This window comes from Promicromonospora sp. NPDC057488, assembly GCF_042802395.1.
Lineage (GTDB): Bacteria > Actinomycetota > Actinomycetes > Actinomycetales > Cellulomonadaceae > Promicromonospora.
Genome location: NZ_JBHVEG010000032.1, coordinates 32188 through 47817, shown reverse-complemented (window position 1 = coordinate 47817; position 15630 = coordinate 32188). Strand labels below are relative to the sequence as shown.

Here is a 15630-nt window from a genome sequence, read left to right as displayed (position 1 = left end):
GGTGGGGACCCCACCCGGCCGCCGAGGTGCGAACGGCTCAGCCGTTGCGGTCGCTGACCCGGAGCGTGCCGTTGACGCTGTCGGGGAAGAAGCCGCCCTGGGTTACCCGGGCCGGGTTCAGATAGACGATGTTGAGCACCTGGCCCGGCGTGCGGCTGTACGCGACGCCGTTGACGTCGGCCGGCACGAGGTTGGCGTCACCGCGCTTGGTGATCCCCTGGTCGAGGTCGGTCCGGCCGTCCAGGCTGTCCCGCGCGGAGGAGATCGCCTCGGCCTCCTCCGCGAGACCCTTCTCGAACAGCGCGCTACGGACCACCCCGGCGTGGTACGCCTCGACCGCCAGGATGCCCGCGGCCGCCTCGAGATACGTCTTGTTGGTGATCAGGGGGGAGGCACCCTTGTACGCGGTGACGCCGACGTCCTCGAAGATGTAGGCGCCCAGCAGGAAGCTGTCCTCGTCCGCGAACGGGTCGAAGGTCTGGCCCGCGCCGATCAGGCCCGCGGCCTGTGCCGCCGCCGTGAAGCTGTGCTTCAGGTCGATGTTGGGCTGTGCCGTCTTCGAGTTGCCGAGAGCCGTCCGCAGGAACCGGACGTGCGCGAGCTCGTCCCCGGCGATCTCCTCGGCGTACTGGCGGATCCGCTTGGACTTGAACGGCACCTTCGAGCCGCCGGTGACCCTGCCGATCGTTCCGCGTCCCCCGGTGAGTGAGCCGTTGATGCCCTGGCCCGTGGCGGCGAAGGAGTAGAACTGCGCCTCGAGGTACTCCAGCTGGAGAGCGAAGTTCAGGATCGCGTCGTCGTTGATCGCCTCGTCCTCCTCGGTCGCCGCCGCGCGTGACGGGTTCTGCGCGAGGAGGGCGGCGCCGCCGATCACGCCCAGGCCGCCCACCCCCGCCGCCCGCAGGAAGTTGCGGCGGTCGGTCTGGCTCGTTGTGCTGCGGCCGATCATCTCGGCCACCATCTTCTTGCCGAACATCGTGCGTACCCCTTCACTGTGGTGGATGGGTCGTCACACACCCGGAGAAACGGCGACAAAGGCAATCCGGTGACTACTTTGTCGGGTTTTCCATGAGTTTGATTTTTCCGATACCCCCAGGGGTGCGTTATGGGTTCGGGGTGCGGATGGATTCGGATGGGTCTCCGCGCGTATTTTCTTTTTTCGAATGCCGGGCGGCCATTTCCTGGTGGTTTCTGGTGAAAATATGAGCCCATCCGGGATCGGCTCGGCGCCGAACCTCCAGTGCAGGTCTCGACAGGCGCTGCGCTGGAATCAGGTGTATGAAGCCCGGAAAGAACGTGAGGACCACGATTGCGATCGCGGAGTGTACGTCCGGTGGTGGGTTCGCCGTACCTCTTCTGAGGCAAAAGGCATTTGTGCGGCAGACTGAGGCCGTGGCTTCACCACATACCCGAAATTCGCCGCATGACACCGTCGACGCACTGCTCGTCGCGTGCGCCGGTGGCGACCCGGCATCATTCACGCCCGTTTACGACGTGCTGAGTCCGGTAGCTTATGGCGCCTCGCTCGGCGTGCTGCGCGATCCCGATCATGCGGCCGAGGTGACCCAGGAGGTGATGGTGGAGGTGTGGCAGACCGCTGCGCGGTTCGACTCCGCCCGGGGTTCTGCCCGTACCTGGGTCGCGACGCTGGCGCGCCGTCGTGCGGTCGACCGCGTCCGCTCGGAGCAGGCGCGCCGGGACCGCGATCAGCGGGACACGGACCTGCGCACCAACGAGGTGGCGCGGGACACCGTGGTCGAGGACGTCGAGCGACGGCTGGAGGGCTCTGCCGTGCGCCGCTGCATCGGGGGCCTGACCCCGACGCAGCGTGAGGCGGTGGTGGTCGCCTATTACGGCGGCCTGACCTATCGCGAGGTCGCAGAGCGGCTCGACAAGGCCCTGCCGACGGTCAAGAGCCGGATCCGCGACGGCCTCAACCGGCTCCGCGACTGCCTGGGGGTGCGCCATGTCTGACAAGTACGCCGGTCCGACGAACGCCCTCCCGGGGAACACTCGTGCGGACGTCTGGGATCTCCTGCCCGGATACGCCCTGGACGCTCTCGACGACCCGGAGCAGCGGGCGGCCGAGCGGCTGCTCGCGTCGGACGCCGACGCGCGCCGGGTGCTGGACGAGTACCGCGAGGTGGTCGCCGCGTTCGTGGTCGACGCCGAGCCGCCCGCCGCGCTGCGCGTGAGCGTGCTCCAGCGGGTGGCCGTCACCTCGCGGCAGCCGGCCGCCACCGCACGGCCCGACGTCGACCCGGCGCCCGACGCCGACGTCGTGGACCTGTCCGCCCGACGTCGGCGCCGGCAGTGGGGACTCGCCGCCGTGTCCGTCGCGGCCGCCGTGGCCATCGCGGTGCCGACCACCGTGGCGGTGCAGGTGACTGCGGAACGCGACGTGCTGCGCCAGCAGGCCGACATCGTGTCGCAGATGCTCGCGGACCCCGACGCCTCGGTGCTCCGCAGCTCCGTCGCGGGGGGCGGCGAGGCGTCGATGGTGGCCGCCGACGGCGACATGTTCTTCCGCGCGGACGACCTGCCGGAGCCTGCCCCCGGCCAGGGCTACCAGCTCTGGGTGGTCGACGGCGACGGCAGCGTCTCCTCCGCCGGCATGCTCGCCCTGCGGGACGGCCAGGCCACGTCGCTCGTGCGGGGGTCCGACGGCGTGGGCCTGGCCGTGTCGGTCGAGCCCGACGCGGGCTCCCGGCAGCCGACCACGGAGCCGGTCGTCGTGCTCGGCACCTGACCGGCGCCGCGGCCGGGCTCACCGTTCGGCCGCGGCCCCCACCGGCGGCAGGACGCGGTGCGAGAGCGCCCGCACCGAGGGCAGCCGGCGCCCGTGGCGCACGACCGCACCGACCGCCGCGAGCCGGCGTCGGACGCCCCACCAGGTGACGAGCGCGAGCGACTCCGAGACGATCGACCCGCTCATCTTCGACTCGCCGTGGATGCGTTCCACGAAGGTGATGGGCACCTCGACCACGCGCAACTCCCGCTCCAGCGCCCGCCAGAGCAGGTCCACCTGGAAGCAGTAGCCCTGGGACGCGACGTGCGCCAGGTCCACCCGGCGCAGCGCCGCGGCGCTGAACACGCGGTAGCCACCGGTCGCGTCCCGGACGTCGATCCCCAGCGCGAGGCGCGCGTAGAGGTTCCCTCCCCGGCTGAGCAGCTCGCGCCGCCGCGACCAGTTCACCACGCTGCCCCCGGGCACCCACCGGGAGCCGAGCACGAGGTCGTGGTCCACGAGCTGCGCGAGCAGCAGCGGGAGCTGTTCCGGCTGGTGCGAACCGTCGGCGTCCATCTCGACCAGCGCGCCGTAGCCGCGCTCCAGGCCCCAGGCGAACCCGGCGAGATAGGCCCCGCCCAGGCCGTTCTTCTCCGCCCGGTGCAGCACGTGCAGCTCGGGGTGCCGGTTTGCGAGCTCGTCGGCGAGGTCGCCCGTGCCGTCCGGGGAGCAGTCGTCGACGACGAGGACGTCCACCGCGTCGTTCGCGGCGAGGATGCGGCCGACCATCGGCTCGAGGTTCTCGACCTCGTTGTAGGTGGGGATGATGACCAGGGTGTCGTGCATGGTGCGTCCTTTCGTCAGGAGGTCGTGCGGTCGCGCAGCTCGGCGAACACGACGAGGTTGTCGACGTAGTGGCCGCTGCCGGAGTCGAAGTCGCCGGCACAGGTGACCAGCCGCAGCTCGGGCGCCGGGACGTTGCTGTACACGTCGGCGGTCGGGAAGGCCGACTTGGCGGACTGGGTCGAGCGCGTCGTCTCGAAGGTGAGCAGGTCGCCGTCCGACATCTCGACGACGACCTCCGCCCCGGGGTCGAGCTCCGCCAGGCGGACGAAGACGGCTGGGGCGGTCCGGGAGTCCACGTGCCCGGCCACGATGGCCGGCCCGACGTCGCCCGGCTCCACGCCGTCGGCGTACCAGCCTGCGAGGTCGTAGTCGACGGGTGCGTCCAGCCGACCGTCGCTCCCGATCCCCAGGTGCTCGAAGCCGGCGTCGACGTCGATCGACGGGATGCTGATCCGGACCGGCTCGGAGCTCTCGGCGCCGTCCGCAGTCTCGGGGGCGGCGGGGTCCTGCATCGCTCCCGCCGCGAAGGAGTCGTCCGGGGCGTCCGACGCCGCCCCGTGCCCGCCGGCCTCCCCGTCCGCGTGGTGTCCCGGGCCGGCGCAGCCGCCGAGCAGCAGCGTGGCCGCCAGGCCCGCGGCCGCGAGCCGCGAGCCGGTCCGGGCCGTCACGACGCCGCCCCCGGCAGCGGGGCGCAGCCGCCCAGCGTCTCGCTCGTCAGCATGGCCGACGCCAGCACCACCCACGCCTGCCCGTAGTAGGTCGGGTGGTCCGTGGCCAGCGCCGCCGCGCCGTCCAGGTCGTCCCGGCCCGCCTGCTCCTCGCCGACGGCGGCGGCCGCGGCCGCGCGGGCGGTCAGGCTCAGCGGCGACCGGTCCTCGGTCAGCGGCCCGCCGCCCAGGTCGAGCCGGGCCGCGGGCTCGACGCCGCGGTCGAGCGCCGCGTACGTCTTGCCGGCGAGCTCCACGTCGCTCTCCGTGCAGGACTCCGCGTAGCGCAGCGCCAGCCGGGGCGCGTCGTACCCGTACTGCACGGGGTCGCCGCCGCCCAGCGGGCCCGGCATGGGCTCGATCAGGCCGTCCTCGTGGACCTGGGCCCAGTCCGGCGGCAGGGCCGTGGCGTCGAGCAGCTCGGCGGTCACCGCAGCGCTCCCTTCACTCAGCTCGGCCCACCGGGCGTCCCCGGTCGCTTCGCCGAGGAGGTCGAAGGCCGCCGGTGACGCGTAGCTCGGGTTGTACGCGTACGGCTCCTGCTCCGCCGCCCAGAGCCCGGGCAGCAGGATGCGGCCGAGCGAGGTCTCGACGGTCAGCCGGTCGGTGATGACGTCCGCGAGGCCCGTGCCGTCCGCGCGCAGGTCGTCCCGGTCGAACCGGTCCCCGGCGAGCACGAGCGCCCGCGCGGCGTCGAGGTCGGCGTCCGACGCGGGCTCGTCGTCGACGACCTCGCCGTCGGCCCAGCGCCAGGACAGGAGGCCGTCGTCCCGCACGAGCTCCGCGGTGGTCCAGTCCCAGATCTTGTCGAACGACTCCTCGTCGTCGGCGGCCACGGCGGCGAGCAGGCCGTAGGCCTGCCCCTCGCTCACCGTGTCGCCGCCCTCGTCGCGGCGTACCACGCGGCCGTCGTCCACCCAGCCGTCGAGGAATGCGGCGGCCTGCTCCGGGACGTCGAGGTCGGCGAGCGCGGTGGTGCCGGACGGCAGCATCGACGGCGCGGACCCGGACGGCGCGGCCTGGCCGGCGTGGTCGTGCGCCTCGCCCCCACCGACGGCGAGCAGGGCGGCGCCCCCGGCCACGACGACGGCGCCCACGGCGGCCGCGGCGACCTTCGCCGGCCGCATCAGGTCATCACCGGACCCGGGACGGTGCGCACCCAGGACGCCCACGGCAGCGTCGCGAGGAAGCCGCTGTCGAGGAAGCCGCCGCCGGTGTCGACGCCGCCCTCCGGCACGTCACCCACCGAGGAGCTGTCCAGCACGGGCTGCACGGTGAGGCCGCCGTCGGCGGTGTCCAGCACGAACAGTGTGGTCACGCTGCCGGGCCGCACGGTGACGTCCGCGGTGTCCCGCACGTCGCCGCCCGTGAGCTCCAGCGACCAGTCCCCGGCGTCGATCTCGGCGTACCGGGTGGCGGAACCTGCCTGCGCACCCTCGACGATCGCCTGGCCGGTGGAGGTGGTGACGTCGACCTCGGGCGTGGTGGTCGAGGCCTGGATGAGCCGGATGCGGGCCTTGTCGGCGCCCGGCTCGGTCAGGTCGTCGGCGAAGGTCCGGACCTTGAGGTCGTCGCTCGGCCCGTAGGCGGCCACCGTCGTCGCCTCCTTCGCGGAGATGCGCACGGTCTCGGAGATCACCGGCACGGTGGAGCTGGACGCACCGGCGGGCACCATGCTCACGGTGTAGCTCCCCGTCGGCAGGGACTCGTAGCCGGAGACGTCCCCGTAGCCCACGCCGTCGAGCTCGAACACGGTGGACCCGCCGCGGAGTGCCGACACGCTGACGTCCACGGACTTGGTGTCGGGCGAGAGGTGCCCGAGGCGCAGCCAGCCGCTGCCCTTCTGCGCGGCGACGGCTCCGGTGGATGTGACCTCGGCAGACGTAGCCCCGGCAGGCGTCGCTCCGCCCGGGGACGCAGCCGTCGCGACGGCGGCCGTGCCCGGCAGCAGTGCGAGGGCCGCGACGGCGGCGGTCACCCCGATGCGGGAGGTGCGGGAGTGCATCATGATGCGTTCCTTTCCATGGGGTCCTGCAGGTTGATGAGCGGGTAGCGCAGCACCACGGCGTCGCCGCTGACGCGGACGTCCTGGGGTGCGTAGGCCCCGGCCAGCGAGGCCACGAGGGCGCTCGCGTCCGTGCTCGGTGCGCCGTCCACGACGGCGGGTCCGCCGTCGATCCGGGAGATCGACACCTGGCGCAGCGCCCCGCCCTCCTCGCCATCGACGACGGGGAAGCCCGACACGGTCGCGCCGCCCGCCCCGGCGAGCGCGCCCAGCACCGACACGACAGGGGCGGTGACCTGCCCGTCGCGCAGCAGGTCGCGGTCGGCGTCGGCGAGCCGCAGTCCCGGGTTGGCGGCGAGCTGCTCGCCGAGGTCGGCGCGGACCGCGGCCGCCTGCTCCTGGGCATCGCCGGCGGCGTCGGTCCCGGAGGCGACGACGCGGCGCACCTCGACGGCCTGGGCGCCCTCGCCGAACGACGCGACGACGACCGAGTTGTCGATCGCCTGCTGCACCTCGGGGAACGCCCCGGGAAAGGTGCGCATCGAGTCGGTGGTGACCACGTAGTCGGCGTCACGCCAGCCGTTGGGCGACTCCGCGCGCACTGCGGGGTCGGTGTCGAGCTTGTAGTACCAGACCACGTTGTCCCGGTCCCAGCCGGCGCGGACCAGGTCGACCCACATCGCGTCGTCGACGATCAGCCGCTGGTCGCGGGAGACGTTCTCCGCGAGCCAGGTCTGCGCGGAGCGCAGCGGCCGGTCCAGGTCGGCGAGCAGGAAGCCGCGCAGCTGCGAGGTCCACAGCGGCACCGCGGCCACCGCGCCGATCGCGGCGACCGCCACGACACCCGTCGCGAGCCCGCGCCGCTGTGCACGCCGGCGGACCGCGGCGTCCACGACCCCGGCGATCAGCAGCGCCGCGAAGGGGAGCAGCGCGATCACGTACGGCACGGGCAGGTAGCCGCCGGGCCGGAGCATGAAGAGCACCAGGCCCAGCACGAGCACGCCGTAGGGCCGCAGGCGCGGCAGGGCGAGCCCGGCGACGGCGGCGAGCAGCCCGAGCACGACGATCACCTGGTCGAGCTGCCACCACAGGCCGAGCGTGCGGTTCAGGAGCGAGTCGGGGTCGGTCAGGGAGCCGCTGCCCTCGCGGGACCCGAGCTGGAACGTGATCCCGTCCATCAGGCTCACGCGGCCCGCCCCGCTGAACAGCTCGCCCTTGACCGCGGCGAGCAGCAGGTAGCTGCCGCCGATGAGGACCAGGACGGTGGTGGCCACCGACAGCGTGTACCGGCGGGTCTCCCGGTGCGCCGAGCGCACCATCACCCAGACCAGCACGGGCAGGGCCAGCAGGAACGTCTCCTTGGTCAGGACGGCGACGCCGAACGCGACCGCGGACCCCGTGAACGCGGCGAGCTGCCCCTTCCGGTTGGTCGCGAGCAGGAAGGCCGCGAGCAGCCACGGCACGGCGATGTTGTCGAGGTAGACCGTGCGGTGGAACTGCACCGCCAGCGGGGACAGGACGAAGATCAGCCCGGCGGCAGACGCCGCGGCGCGGGAGAGGCCCACGCGGCGGGCGAGCACCCACAGCAGCACCGTGGCGATCAGGGTCGCGACGACCACCGCCTCGCGCGCGGCCAGCACCGCGACGTCCCAGCGCGCGAAGGCGCCGGTGAGCTGGGTGTACCCGGCGATCTGCAGCCAGCCGAGGGGCGGGTGGTCGTACCAGTAGGTGTAGTGCGCGAGCTCGCCGAGGTGCGCCACCGCCCACGCCTGCGCGGTGTAGGTGCCCTCGTCGTCGATCCGCTGCGGGGAGCCGCCGATGTTGACGAGGTTCACGACGGCGCCCACGACCAGCACCGGCGCGAGCCAGAGCAGCGAGCGGGCGTGCCGGCGGGCCCACGCGGTCAGGCGCCGCGCGGGGCGGTGCGCCGTCGTCGGGCCGGAGGTGGGGGAGGGCCTGGTGATCGCCGGTGCGCTCATGCCGCCACCTTCCGGACCACGGCGGTCTCGGCCGCCTGGTCGGGTACCGGCACGGATTCGTCGGTGCGGTGTGCCCCGGTGTGCTCGGTCTTCTCCCAGCCGCGCTCGCCGCGGGTCTCGCGGACCACGGCCCGGATGGCGGCGAGCGCCAGGAACACCTGGAAGGGGATGGTCCCGAGGATCAGCCGGGCGTAGTCCCGGGCCTGGACCTTCGCGCCGTACAGGCGCCCGAACTCGTCGAGCCCCGCCACCTCGACCGCGACGGTGACCAGGGTGGGCGCGAGCGGCACGAACGTCAGCAGCGCCACGGCGGTGGGCACCTTCGCGAACAGGATCAGGCACACCGAGAGCGGGATCAGCAGCCCCGTGGCGGCCTGCAGGAACGGCATGGCGAGCAGGTACCGGGCGAAGGCGCGCTGCGACCGCGTGGGCAGCGCGCGCCACTCGCCCTTGCGCAGCACCTGGAGGAACCCCTGGTTCCAGCGGGTGCGCTGCTTGTACAGGGAGGCGAGCGACCCCGGGGTCTCCTCGCGGGTCACGTACTGCGGGCTGTAGGCGACGGCGACCTCCGCGCCCTGGCTGGAGAGCCGCACGCCGAGCTCGCAGTCCTCCGCGAGGCAGTCGGCGTCCCAGCCGTCGTTACGTATCAGGGCCTCGCGGCGGACGAACACGGTATTGCCGCCCAGGGGGATGAACCTTGCCCCGGCGTGGAAGTGCAGCCGCGAGCGGAACCAGAAGTAGTACTCCAGCACGTTCCGCAGCGCCCACCAGCTCGTGTGGAAGTTCATCAGCTGCACGCCGCCCTGGACCACGAGCGCGCCGGTCTCGGTGAACCGGGAGTCGATGTGCCGCAGCAGGTCGGGGTGCACCTCGTCCTCGGCGTCGAACACGCCCACGACGTCGCCCGTCGCGAACGGGAGCGCCCGGTTGAGGGCCTTGGGCTTGTTCTTCGGGACGCTGTCGTCGACGACGACCTCGATGCGGTCGGGGTGCCGCTCCGCGGCCGCGCGGGCGACGGCCTCGGTCCCCGGGTCGTCGTGCCCGACGATCGCGATGATCTGCACGTGCGGGTGGGTCTGGGTCGCGAGGGTGTCGAGCGTGCGGCCCATCACCTCCTCCTCGTGCCGCCCGGGGACCAGCAGGGTGAAGGTGTTCCGTGGCGGGTGCGGGTCCCGCGAGAACCCGGTGCTCTCCAGGGTCCCCTTTGACCGCCAGGCGTAGAGCATCCACCACAGGGTGGTCACCGCGACCGCCGTGAGGGCCAGGGCGAGCAGCACCAGCGCGGTGTACCCGGCCAGGACAGCCCAGTCCAGGTCGCCGGCCCCGCGGGCGACGTCGGCCAGGTTCGGGTCGACGACACCTCGGTTGGGCAGGTCGGCGGGTGCGGGTGCCCGCTCGGGCTCGGGGGTCAGGAGTGGGCCGGGGACGACGTCGGCCGCCAGGGCGAGGAGCGGCGTCGTCATGCGGTGCCTCCGTTCGCCGGGGAGAAGACCAGGAACCGGTAGGCCAGGTACCGGAAGGCGGTGCCGAGCACGAAGCCGACGCCGTTGCCCGCGATGTTGTCGGCCAGGGTGGACCGGAAGCCGAGCACGTAGTGCGAGACGAAGAGGCAGCCCGCGGCGATCAGCAGCCCGCCGGCGTTCGCCAGGACGAAGAGGACCAGCTCGGTGGCCACCGTGGGACGGCGGGTGCTGCGGAAGGTGAGGTAGCGGTGCCCCAGCCAGGCCACGGCCGTCGCGACCGTGACCGAGACGACCTTGGCCCAGATGACCTGGTCGGTCATCACGGTGGCACGCAGCGCGTTGTAGGTACCCACGTCGACGACGAATGCCACGAGGCCCACGCCGCCGAAGGCGATGAGCTGTGGGACGGCCGAGCGCACCGCCGACAGGAGATGTGCGAGGTGACCACGAGGTGCCGTGGCGGAAAGGGTCATGGTGGGCGTTCGGAGGCATCCGCTGTTCGGATGGCATTCCGAACCGCCCGGATTCATACCTTCACATGACGTTCATCCGGGCCGGCCGCCTAGTGGGAAGCGAGCCGTTCCAGCAGAGCCGCGCTCCGCGCCAGCACCGCCTGCTCCTCGTCCGTGAGCTCGGCCTCGATGGCCTGCGCGAGCCAGCCCGCCCTGCGGCCCCGTTCTGCCTCGAGCGCGGCGCGGCCGGCGTCCGTCAGCTCGGCCAGCGACTTGCGGCCGTCCGTCGGGTGCGCCCGGCGGGTGATCAGGTCCTGCTCCATCAGCAGGCCCACGACCCGGGCCATCGACTGCGGGCGCACGCGCTGGTCGGCGGCGAGGTCGCTGGTGGTCATGGCGCCGTCGCGGTCGAGGGCGCCGAGCACCGCGATCTGGCCGAGCGGGATGCGGTCCTCGTGCTTGACGCGCCGGGTGAGCTTGCCCATCGCGGTACGCAGCTCGGCGGCGGTGGCGGCTGACTCCGGGGTGGGCACAGGTCAGTTTACCTTTCCGGTCCCCAGGAGAACTGTGCACCTAACCTGCACACCTAAACTGCACAGTCTTGCTGTATGGTTTGGCGCTGTCGGGCTCAGCGCCAGCGTCGTCGCAGCCGTGCCCGGCACACGACAACGGGAAGGACTCCCATGTCCGCAACAGCAGCCGGAACCGTCAGCGCCGCGATCGAGACGGTGCGAGCCCGTCGGGTCCTCGACAGCCGGGGCAACCCGACGGTCGAGGTCGACGTCGTGCTGACGGATGGATCCCTGGGGCGCGCGATGGTCCCCTCGGGCGCCTCGACCGGCGCCCGGGAAGCCCTGGAGCTGCGCGACGGCGACCCCGCGCGCTGGCACGGGAAGGGCGTGGACCGCGCCGTCGGCCACGTCAACGGCGAGATCGCCGCGGCGGTACGGGGCCGGGACGCGGCCGACCAGGCCGGCCTCGACGCCGCCCTGATCGAGCTCGACGGCACGGCCACGAAGTCCCGGCTCGGCGCCAATGCGATCCTCGGTGTCTCGCTGGCCACCGCCAAGGCCGCCGCGGCGGCCCACGGCCAGCCCCTCTACCGCTACCTCGGCGGGGACGCCGCACACCTGCTCCCGCTGCCGATGATGAACATCGTCAACGGCGGCGCCCACGCCGACAACCCGCTGGACTTCCAGGAGTTCATGATCGCGCCCCTCGGCGCGGACACCTTCGCCGAGGCGGTCCGCATGGGCAGCGAGGTCTTCCACACCCTGCGCCGCGACCTGCTGGCGGCCGGCCACTCCACGGGCGTCGGCGACGAGGGCGGGTTCGCGCCCGCGCTGCGGACCGCCGAGGAGGCGCTCGACTTCGTGGTGGCCGCGATCGAGCGCACCGGCTACCGGCCCGGCGTCGACGTCGGACTGGTCATGGACCCGGCGTCGTCGGAGTTCTTCCGCGACGGGGTGTACGACTACGCGGGCGAGGGTGTGCGCCGCACGCCCGCCGAGCACGCCGACTACCTGGCCGGGCTCATCGACGCCTACCCGGTGGTCTCGATCGAGGACCCCATGGCCGAGGACGACCTGGACGGCTGGCGCGCGCTCACGGCCCGTGTCGGGGACCGCTGCCAGCTCACCGGCGACGACGTCTTCTGCACGAACGAGACGCTCGTGCGCGAGGGCATCCGGACCGACGTCGCCAACTCGGTGCTGGTCAAGGTGAACCAGATCGGCACGCTGACCGAGGCGCTGGCGACGGTGACCACGGCGCACGAGGCCGGCTGGACTGTCGTCATGTCGCACCGGTCGGGCGAGACCGAGGACACGACCATCGCCGACCTGGCGGTGGCGACCGGCTGCGGCCAGATCAAGACCGGCTCGCTGTCGCGGTCGGACCGCACGGCGAAGTACAACCAGCTCATCCGGATCGAGGAGGAGCTGGGGGAGTCGGCGCGATTCGCCGGGCGTTCGGCGCTCGCGCGAGCCTGACCACGCACCAGGGCGGTACAACTAGCGGTCATGCGCCGAGCACCGACCATCCGAGATCTCGACTTCCATCCCGACGAGGACCACGTCCGGTGCTATCGCGTGCCCGACCCCGGCGTCCTCGTGAACGACGCGGACATGTACGTGCGCCAGAGCAGGGAACCCGCGTGGGGCGAGGGTGCCGGCGAACAGCTCGTTCTTCGGCACCTCGCCTTCTCGGTCGAGTGGTTCAAGATCAACGCGACGTATGACCTGTCGGGCAACCTGATCGAGACGCGACCGCCGGACGGGGCGCCGTTCGCGCTCAACTGCGACATCTCGACCCCGATGGTCCGGGTCGGCGGGGACGTCTCGGCGGTGGATCTCTTCCTCGACGTGCTCGTCTCCCTGGACGGCGACCACCGGGTCGTCGACGAGGACGAGTTCGCGCAGGCGGCGTCCGCGGGCCTGATCTCGGCGGCAGAGGTGCGGGCTGCGGAGAGCGGCCTCGCCCGGCTCCTGAGCTGGATCCGGACGGGGCGTCTGCACGACCTCCTCGACGGCATCCCGTCCGCGCCGGTGGCGACGGCGCCCGAGCCGCTACCGGTCGAGCGGACGCCGTTGAGCGAGGTGCCGTCGGTCGCTCCCGGGACTCGCCGGAGCTGGTCGGGCTAGCTTCCCGTGTCGGCCTTCTTGCGCCGTCGCGCCCCCGCCGACCGCGGCGGCGTCTGTCGCATGTGGTCCCGCGCGCGGCCGAGGATGTCGGCGAGCGTCTCGACGTCGACGCGGGACAGCGGGGCGAACAGCAGGTCGTCGAGCAGGCCGACGTGGCCCGGGAAGACCTCCGCGAGCACGGTGCGCCCCTCGTCGGTGATGGTGACGGTGACGCCGCGCTCGTCGTCCGAGGACTGCGAGCGGGTCACGAGGCCCCGCTTCTCCAGCGTCTGCGCCTGGTAGGTCAGCCCGCTACGGCTGTAGACGACGCCGTCGGCCAGGTCGGTCATCCGCCGGCTGCCCGTCGGGGCGTCCCCGAGGGTCGCCAGGAGCTGGAACTGCACGTAGCTGAGGTCCCCGGCGTCCCGTAGCTGCTGCTCGACGGAGTGCTTCAGCAGGCTGCTCGCCTCGATCAGTGCGAAGTACGCGCCCAGCTGCGTCGCGTCCAGGGGCGGTGGTGTCGAGGTCACGCCTCCAGCCTAGCCAGCGTGTCGGATGCTTCCAACTCGAAGTACTTGCTTCCAATTTGAAGCAGTGCTAGCGTGCTCAGCAGTTGCTTCGAATCCGAAGTACATGACCGAAGGGAACGGCATCATGAAGGCAGTTCGGTTCCACGAGACGGGCGACGCCAAGGTTCTGCGCTACGAGGACGCCGACCAGCCGGTTCCCGGCGCCGGCGAGGTACTCGTCCGGGTCGCCGGTTCGGCGTTCAGCCCGGCCGACGGCGGCATGCGCGGCGGCTTCCTGCCGATCCCGATCACGCTGCCGCACGTCCCGGGCTACGACGTCTCCGGCACGGTCGACGCGCTCGGCGACGGAGTGGACGGCCTCGCCGTGGGGCAGGACGTCGTCGGGTTCCTCCCGATGGCGGCCGACGGTTCGGCGGCCCAGTACGTCGTCGCGCCGGCGGAAGCCCTGGTCGCGGCCCCGACGCGCATCCCGCTGGCCGACGCCGCCGGGCTGCCGTCGGTGGGGCTCACCGCCTCGCAGGCGCTGTTCGAGGCCGGCGAGCTCCAGGCCGGTCAGCGCGTGCTGATCAACGGCGCCGGCGGTCCGGTGGGTGGCTACGCCGTGCAGCTGGCCAGGCGCGCCGGCGCGTACGTCATCGCGACGGCGAGCCCGCGCAGCGCGGAGATCGTCAGGGCGGCCGGTGCGGACGAGATCATCGACCACACGGCCGGCCCGGTGCTCGACGCGGTGACCGAGCCCGTCGACGTGCTGCTCAACCTGGCCCCGATCACCCCTGACGGGTTCACCGCCCTGGCGGCCCGGGTCCGCGACGGCGGCGTCGTCGTCTCCACGACGCCGACCGTGCCGACGCCCGGCGACGAGAAGCGGGGCGTGCGCGCGGCGACGATCTTCGTCCACCCCGACGCCGACGTGCTCTCGGGTCTGGTCGCCCTGGTCGACAGCGGCGAGCTGCACGTCGAGATCGCCCGGCGCGTGCCGCTGAGCGAGCTGCCCGCGATCCACGAGCAGGCCGACGCGGGGCGGGTCCACGGCAAGGTCGTGGTCGTCCCGCCCGCCGTCTGACCGGTCCGCCCACGTCCGGCCTTCGTTACTATTTCGTGACATCTTTGCCAGGGCGGGGTACATTCATTGCGGCCCGCAGCACCGCGGGACGTCCTGGCGGGCGCCGAGCCCTGTCACCGCCGGGGGTACCGACGAACCACATGACAGGGACGGGGGACCCACTTTTGGACACCTAGGTGTCCTCGGGGTGGAGCCGTGCGGTTTCGGCCGCCGGCCGGGTCAGTCTCCGACCCGAACCCGACAGCTAACCTCGCAGGCGCCGGGAGATGCTCCATGCCATCGACGTTCCCCGGGCGCGCACGCGTCCCCGGTCAGCCAGTCCTGTCGTACCGCACCCGGTCTCGGGGAACGCGATGAGGCACGGGCGCGAGCGGTCCCTGCCGGAGCCCACGGGGCGGTCGGCACGACGGGCCGGCGGGCGCCACAGCAAGGGCCGGCACGCCGCCGCTCCGGTGCGGCACCCGCGCCCCTCGGTCCTGGGCCGGCTGCCCCTGAAGATCGGTGTCGGCCTCGCGCTGGCCTCGACGACGTCGTTCACCGCCGTCTCCTTCGGGGCGCCGACCACGGGCGAGATCGCTCTCGGGGGCGACGCCGCCGCGGCGGCCGACGGGCAGGCCGGGCAGGGCGCGGCAGCGGCCGCGCTGGCCGACCGGCAGAGCGGCGCGTCGCGCAGCCAGGAGCGCTCGGCGCTCGGGTCGTCCGCCGGCGTGACCGTTCCCCGGGACGCGGTGCTCCCGGCCGAGGAGGCTTCCGCGGTGGAGGTCGACGCCCCGCCGGTGCTGCCCGGCTGCGACGGCGTGGCCACGGGCGCGGGCACGAACGGCCAGGTGCCGGCCGGCGAGCTGTGCGACCTGTGGGACGGGTACCCCGCCATCCGCGCGGACGCGGCCGTGGCCCTGGCGCGCCTGAACCAGGCGTACACCGAGCGGTTCGGCGAGGCGATCTGCATCACCGACGGCTACCGCAGCTACGCGCAGCAGGTGACCGCCAAGGCCAACAAGCCCACGCTGACGGCGACCCCGGGCACCTCCAACCACGGCTGGGGCCTCGCGATCGACATCTGCGCCGACGGCTACGCCGGCGACCGCTGGGACTGGCTCAAGGCCAACGCCCCGGAGTTCGGCTGGGACAACCCGGGCTGGGCGCAGTCGGGCGGCGTCGGCCCGTACGAGCCGTGGCACTGGGAGTTCACCGCCGCCGTGGCGCAGAAGGGGCAGGGCTGACGCGCGGCGCCAC

General features: G+C 72.9%; 16 protein-coding genes and 1 riboswitch. Of the genes, 6 read left to right on the top strand and 10 right to left on the bottom strand.

The window, feature by feature from the left end:
• Positions 1–37 precede the first annotated feature (37 nt).
• Positions 38–976, bottom strand: coding sequence for a ferritin-like domain-containing protein (locus tag ACFU5G_RS09420; protein WP_377242996.1), 939 nt, complete (start codon positions 974–976; stop codon positions 38–40).
• A gap of 302 nt (positions 977–1278) precedes the next feature.
• Here ACFU5G_RS09420 and sigK point away from each other — a divergent pair, with 302 nt between their 5' ends.
• Both sigK and ACFU5G_RS09410 read left to right on the top strand, forming a co-directional pair.
• Complete coding sequence (gene sigK / locus ACFU5G_RS09415; protein WP_377242994.1) at positions 1279–1974, top strand: ECF RNA polymerase sigma factor SigK; 696 nt, start codon at positions 1279–1281, stop codon at positions 1972–1974.
• A complete protein-coding gene (locus tag ACFU5G_RS09410) occupies positions 1967–2749 on the top strand; it encodes an anti-sigma factor domain-containing protein (RefSeq protein WP_377242992.1) in 783 nt (260 codons plus the stop codon). Before sigK ends, ACFU5G_RS09410 begins: the two co-directional genes overlap by 8 nt.
• 18 nt (positions 2750–2767) lie before the next feature.
• Here ACFU5G_RS09410 and ACFU5G_RS09405 read toward each other — a convergent pair whose 3' ends face one another.
• From ACFU5G_RS09405 to ACFU5G_RS09370, 8 genes are all read right to left on the bottom strand, one after another.
• A complete protein-coding gene (locus tag ACFU5G_RS09405; protein WP_377242990.1) occupies positions 2768–3574 on the bottom strand; it encodes a polyprenol monophosphomannose synthase in 807 nt (268 codons plus the stop codon).
• Positions 3575–3588: 14 nt separating this feature from the next.
• Entirely contained in the window at positions 3589–4242 is a 654-nt protein-coding gene (locus ACFU5G_RS09400; RefSeq protein ID WP_377242988.1) for a class F sortase, read from the bottom strand.
• Positions 4239–5408, bottom strand: coding sequence for a glycosyl hydrolase family 8 (locus ACFU5G_RS09395; RefSeq protein ID WP_377242986.1), 1170 nt, complete (start codon positions 5406–5408; stop codon positions 4239–4241). The genes ACFU5G_RS09400 and ACFU5G_RS09395 overlap by 4 nt, the downstream gene beginning before the upstream one ends.
• The gene (locus ACFU5G_RS09390) at positions 5408–6289 is read right to left on the bottom strand and encodes a DUF4397 domain-containing protein (protein ID WP_377242984.1); all 882 of its coding nucleotides are present in this window, start codon (positions 6287–6289) and stop codon (positions 5408–5410) included. Before ACFU5G_RS09390 ends, ACFU5G_RS09395 begins: the two co-directional genes overlap by 1 nt.
• Positions 6286–8265, bottom strand: a complete 1980-nt coding sequence (locus ACFU5G_RS09385; RefSeq protein ID WP_377242982.1) for an ArnT family glycosyltransferase — start codon at positions 8263–8265, stop codon at positions 6286–6288. Before ACFU5G_RS09385 ends, ACFU5G_RS09390 begins: the two co-directional genes overlap by 4 nt.
• The gene (locus ACFU5G_RS09380) at positions 8262–9728 is read right to left on the bottom strand and encodes a glycosyltransferase (RefSeq protein WP_377242980.1); all 1467 of its coding nucleotides are present in this window, start codon (positions 9726–9728) and stop codon (positions 8262–8264) included. The genes ACFU5G_RS09385 and ACFU5G_RS09380 overlap by 4 nt, the downstream gene beginning before the upstream one ends.
• Positions 9725–10201, bottom strand: coding sequence for a GtrA family protein (locus ACFU5G_RS09375; RefSeq protein WP_377242978.1), 477 nt, complete (start codon positions 10199–10201; stop codon positions 9725–9727). The genes ACFU5G_RS09380 and ACFU5G_RS09375 overlap by 4 nt, the downstream gene beginning before the upstream one ends.
• An 89-nt stretch (positions 10202–10290) precedes the next feature.
• Complete coding sequence (locus tag ACFU5G_RS09370) at positions 10291–10713, bottom strand: MarR family winged helix-turn-helix transcriptional regulator (RefSeq protein WP_377242976.1); 423 nt, start codon at positions 10711–10713, stop codon at positions 10291–10293.
• 150 nt (positions 10714–10863) lie between these two features.
• Here ACFU5G_RS09370 and eno point away from each other — a divergent pair, with 150 nt between their 5' ends.
• Positions 10864–12171 (top strand): phosphopyruvate hydratase, encoded by a 1308-nt coding sequence (gene eno / locus ACFU5G_RS09365; protein WP_377242974.1) that lies wholly within the window; start codon positions 10864–10866, stop codon positions 12169–12171.
• 30 nt (positions 12172–12201) lie between these two features.
• Positions 12202–12822, top strand: coding sequence for a DUF402 domain-containing protein (locus ACFU5G_RS09360; RefSeq protein ID WP_377242972.1), 621 nt, complete (start codon positions 12202–12204; stop codon positions 12820–12822).
• Here the strand turns inward: ACFU5G_RS09360 and ACFU5G_RS09355 are convergent.
• On the bottom strand, positions 12819–13331 hold the full coding sequence (locus ACFU5G_RS09355) for a MarR family winged helix-turn-helix transcriptional regulator (RefSeq protein ID WP_377242970.1): 513 nt from the start codon (positions 13329–13331) through the stop codon (positions 12819–12821). The two genes, ACFU5G_RS09360 and ACFU5G_RS09355, sit on opposite strands and share 4 nt — an antisense overlap.
• Positions 13332–13455: 124 nt before the next feature.
• Between ACFU5G_RS09355 and ACFU5G_RS09350 the strand changes: the two genes are divergently transcribed.
• Together ACFU5G_RS09350 and ACFU5G_RS09345 are read left to right on the top strand one after the other, a co-directional pair.
• Positions 13456–14394 carry an NADP-dependent oxidoreductase gene (locus ACFU5G_RS09350; RefSeq protein ID WP_377242969.1) on the top strand — a complete coding sequence of 313 codons (939 nt, stop codon included), beginning with the start codon at positions 13456–13458 and terminating at the stop codon, positions 14392–14394.
• Between the two features lie 119 nt (positions 14395–14513).
• Positions 14514–14667, top strand: a riboswitch (cyclic di-AMP (ydaO/yuaA leader).
• Between the two features lie 80 nt (positions 14668–14747).
• A complete protein-coding gene (locus tag ACFU5G_RS09345; protein WP_377242968.1) occupies positions 14748–15617 on the top strand; it encodes a M15 family metallopeptidase in 870 nt (289 codons plus the stop codon).
• The last annotated feature ends 13 nt before the right edge of the window (positions 15618–15630 follow it).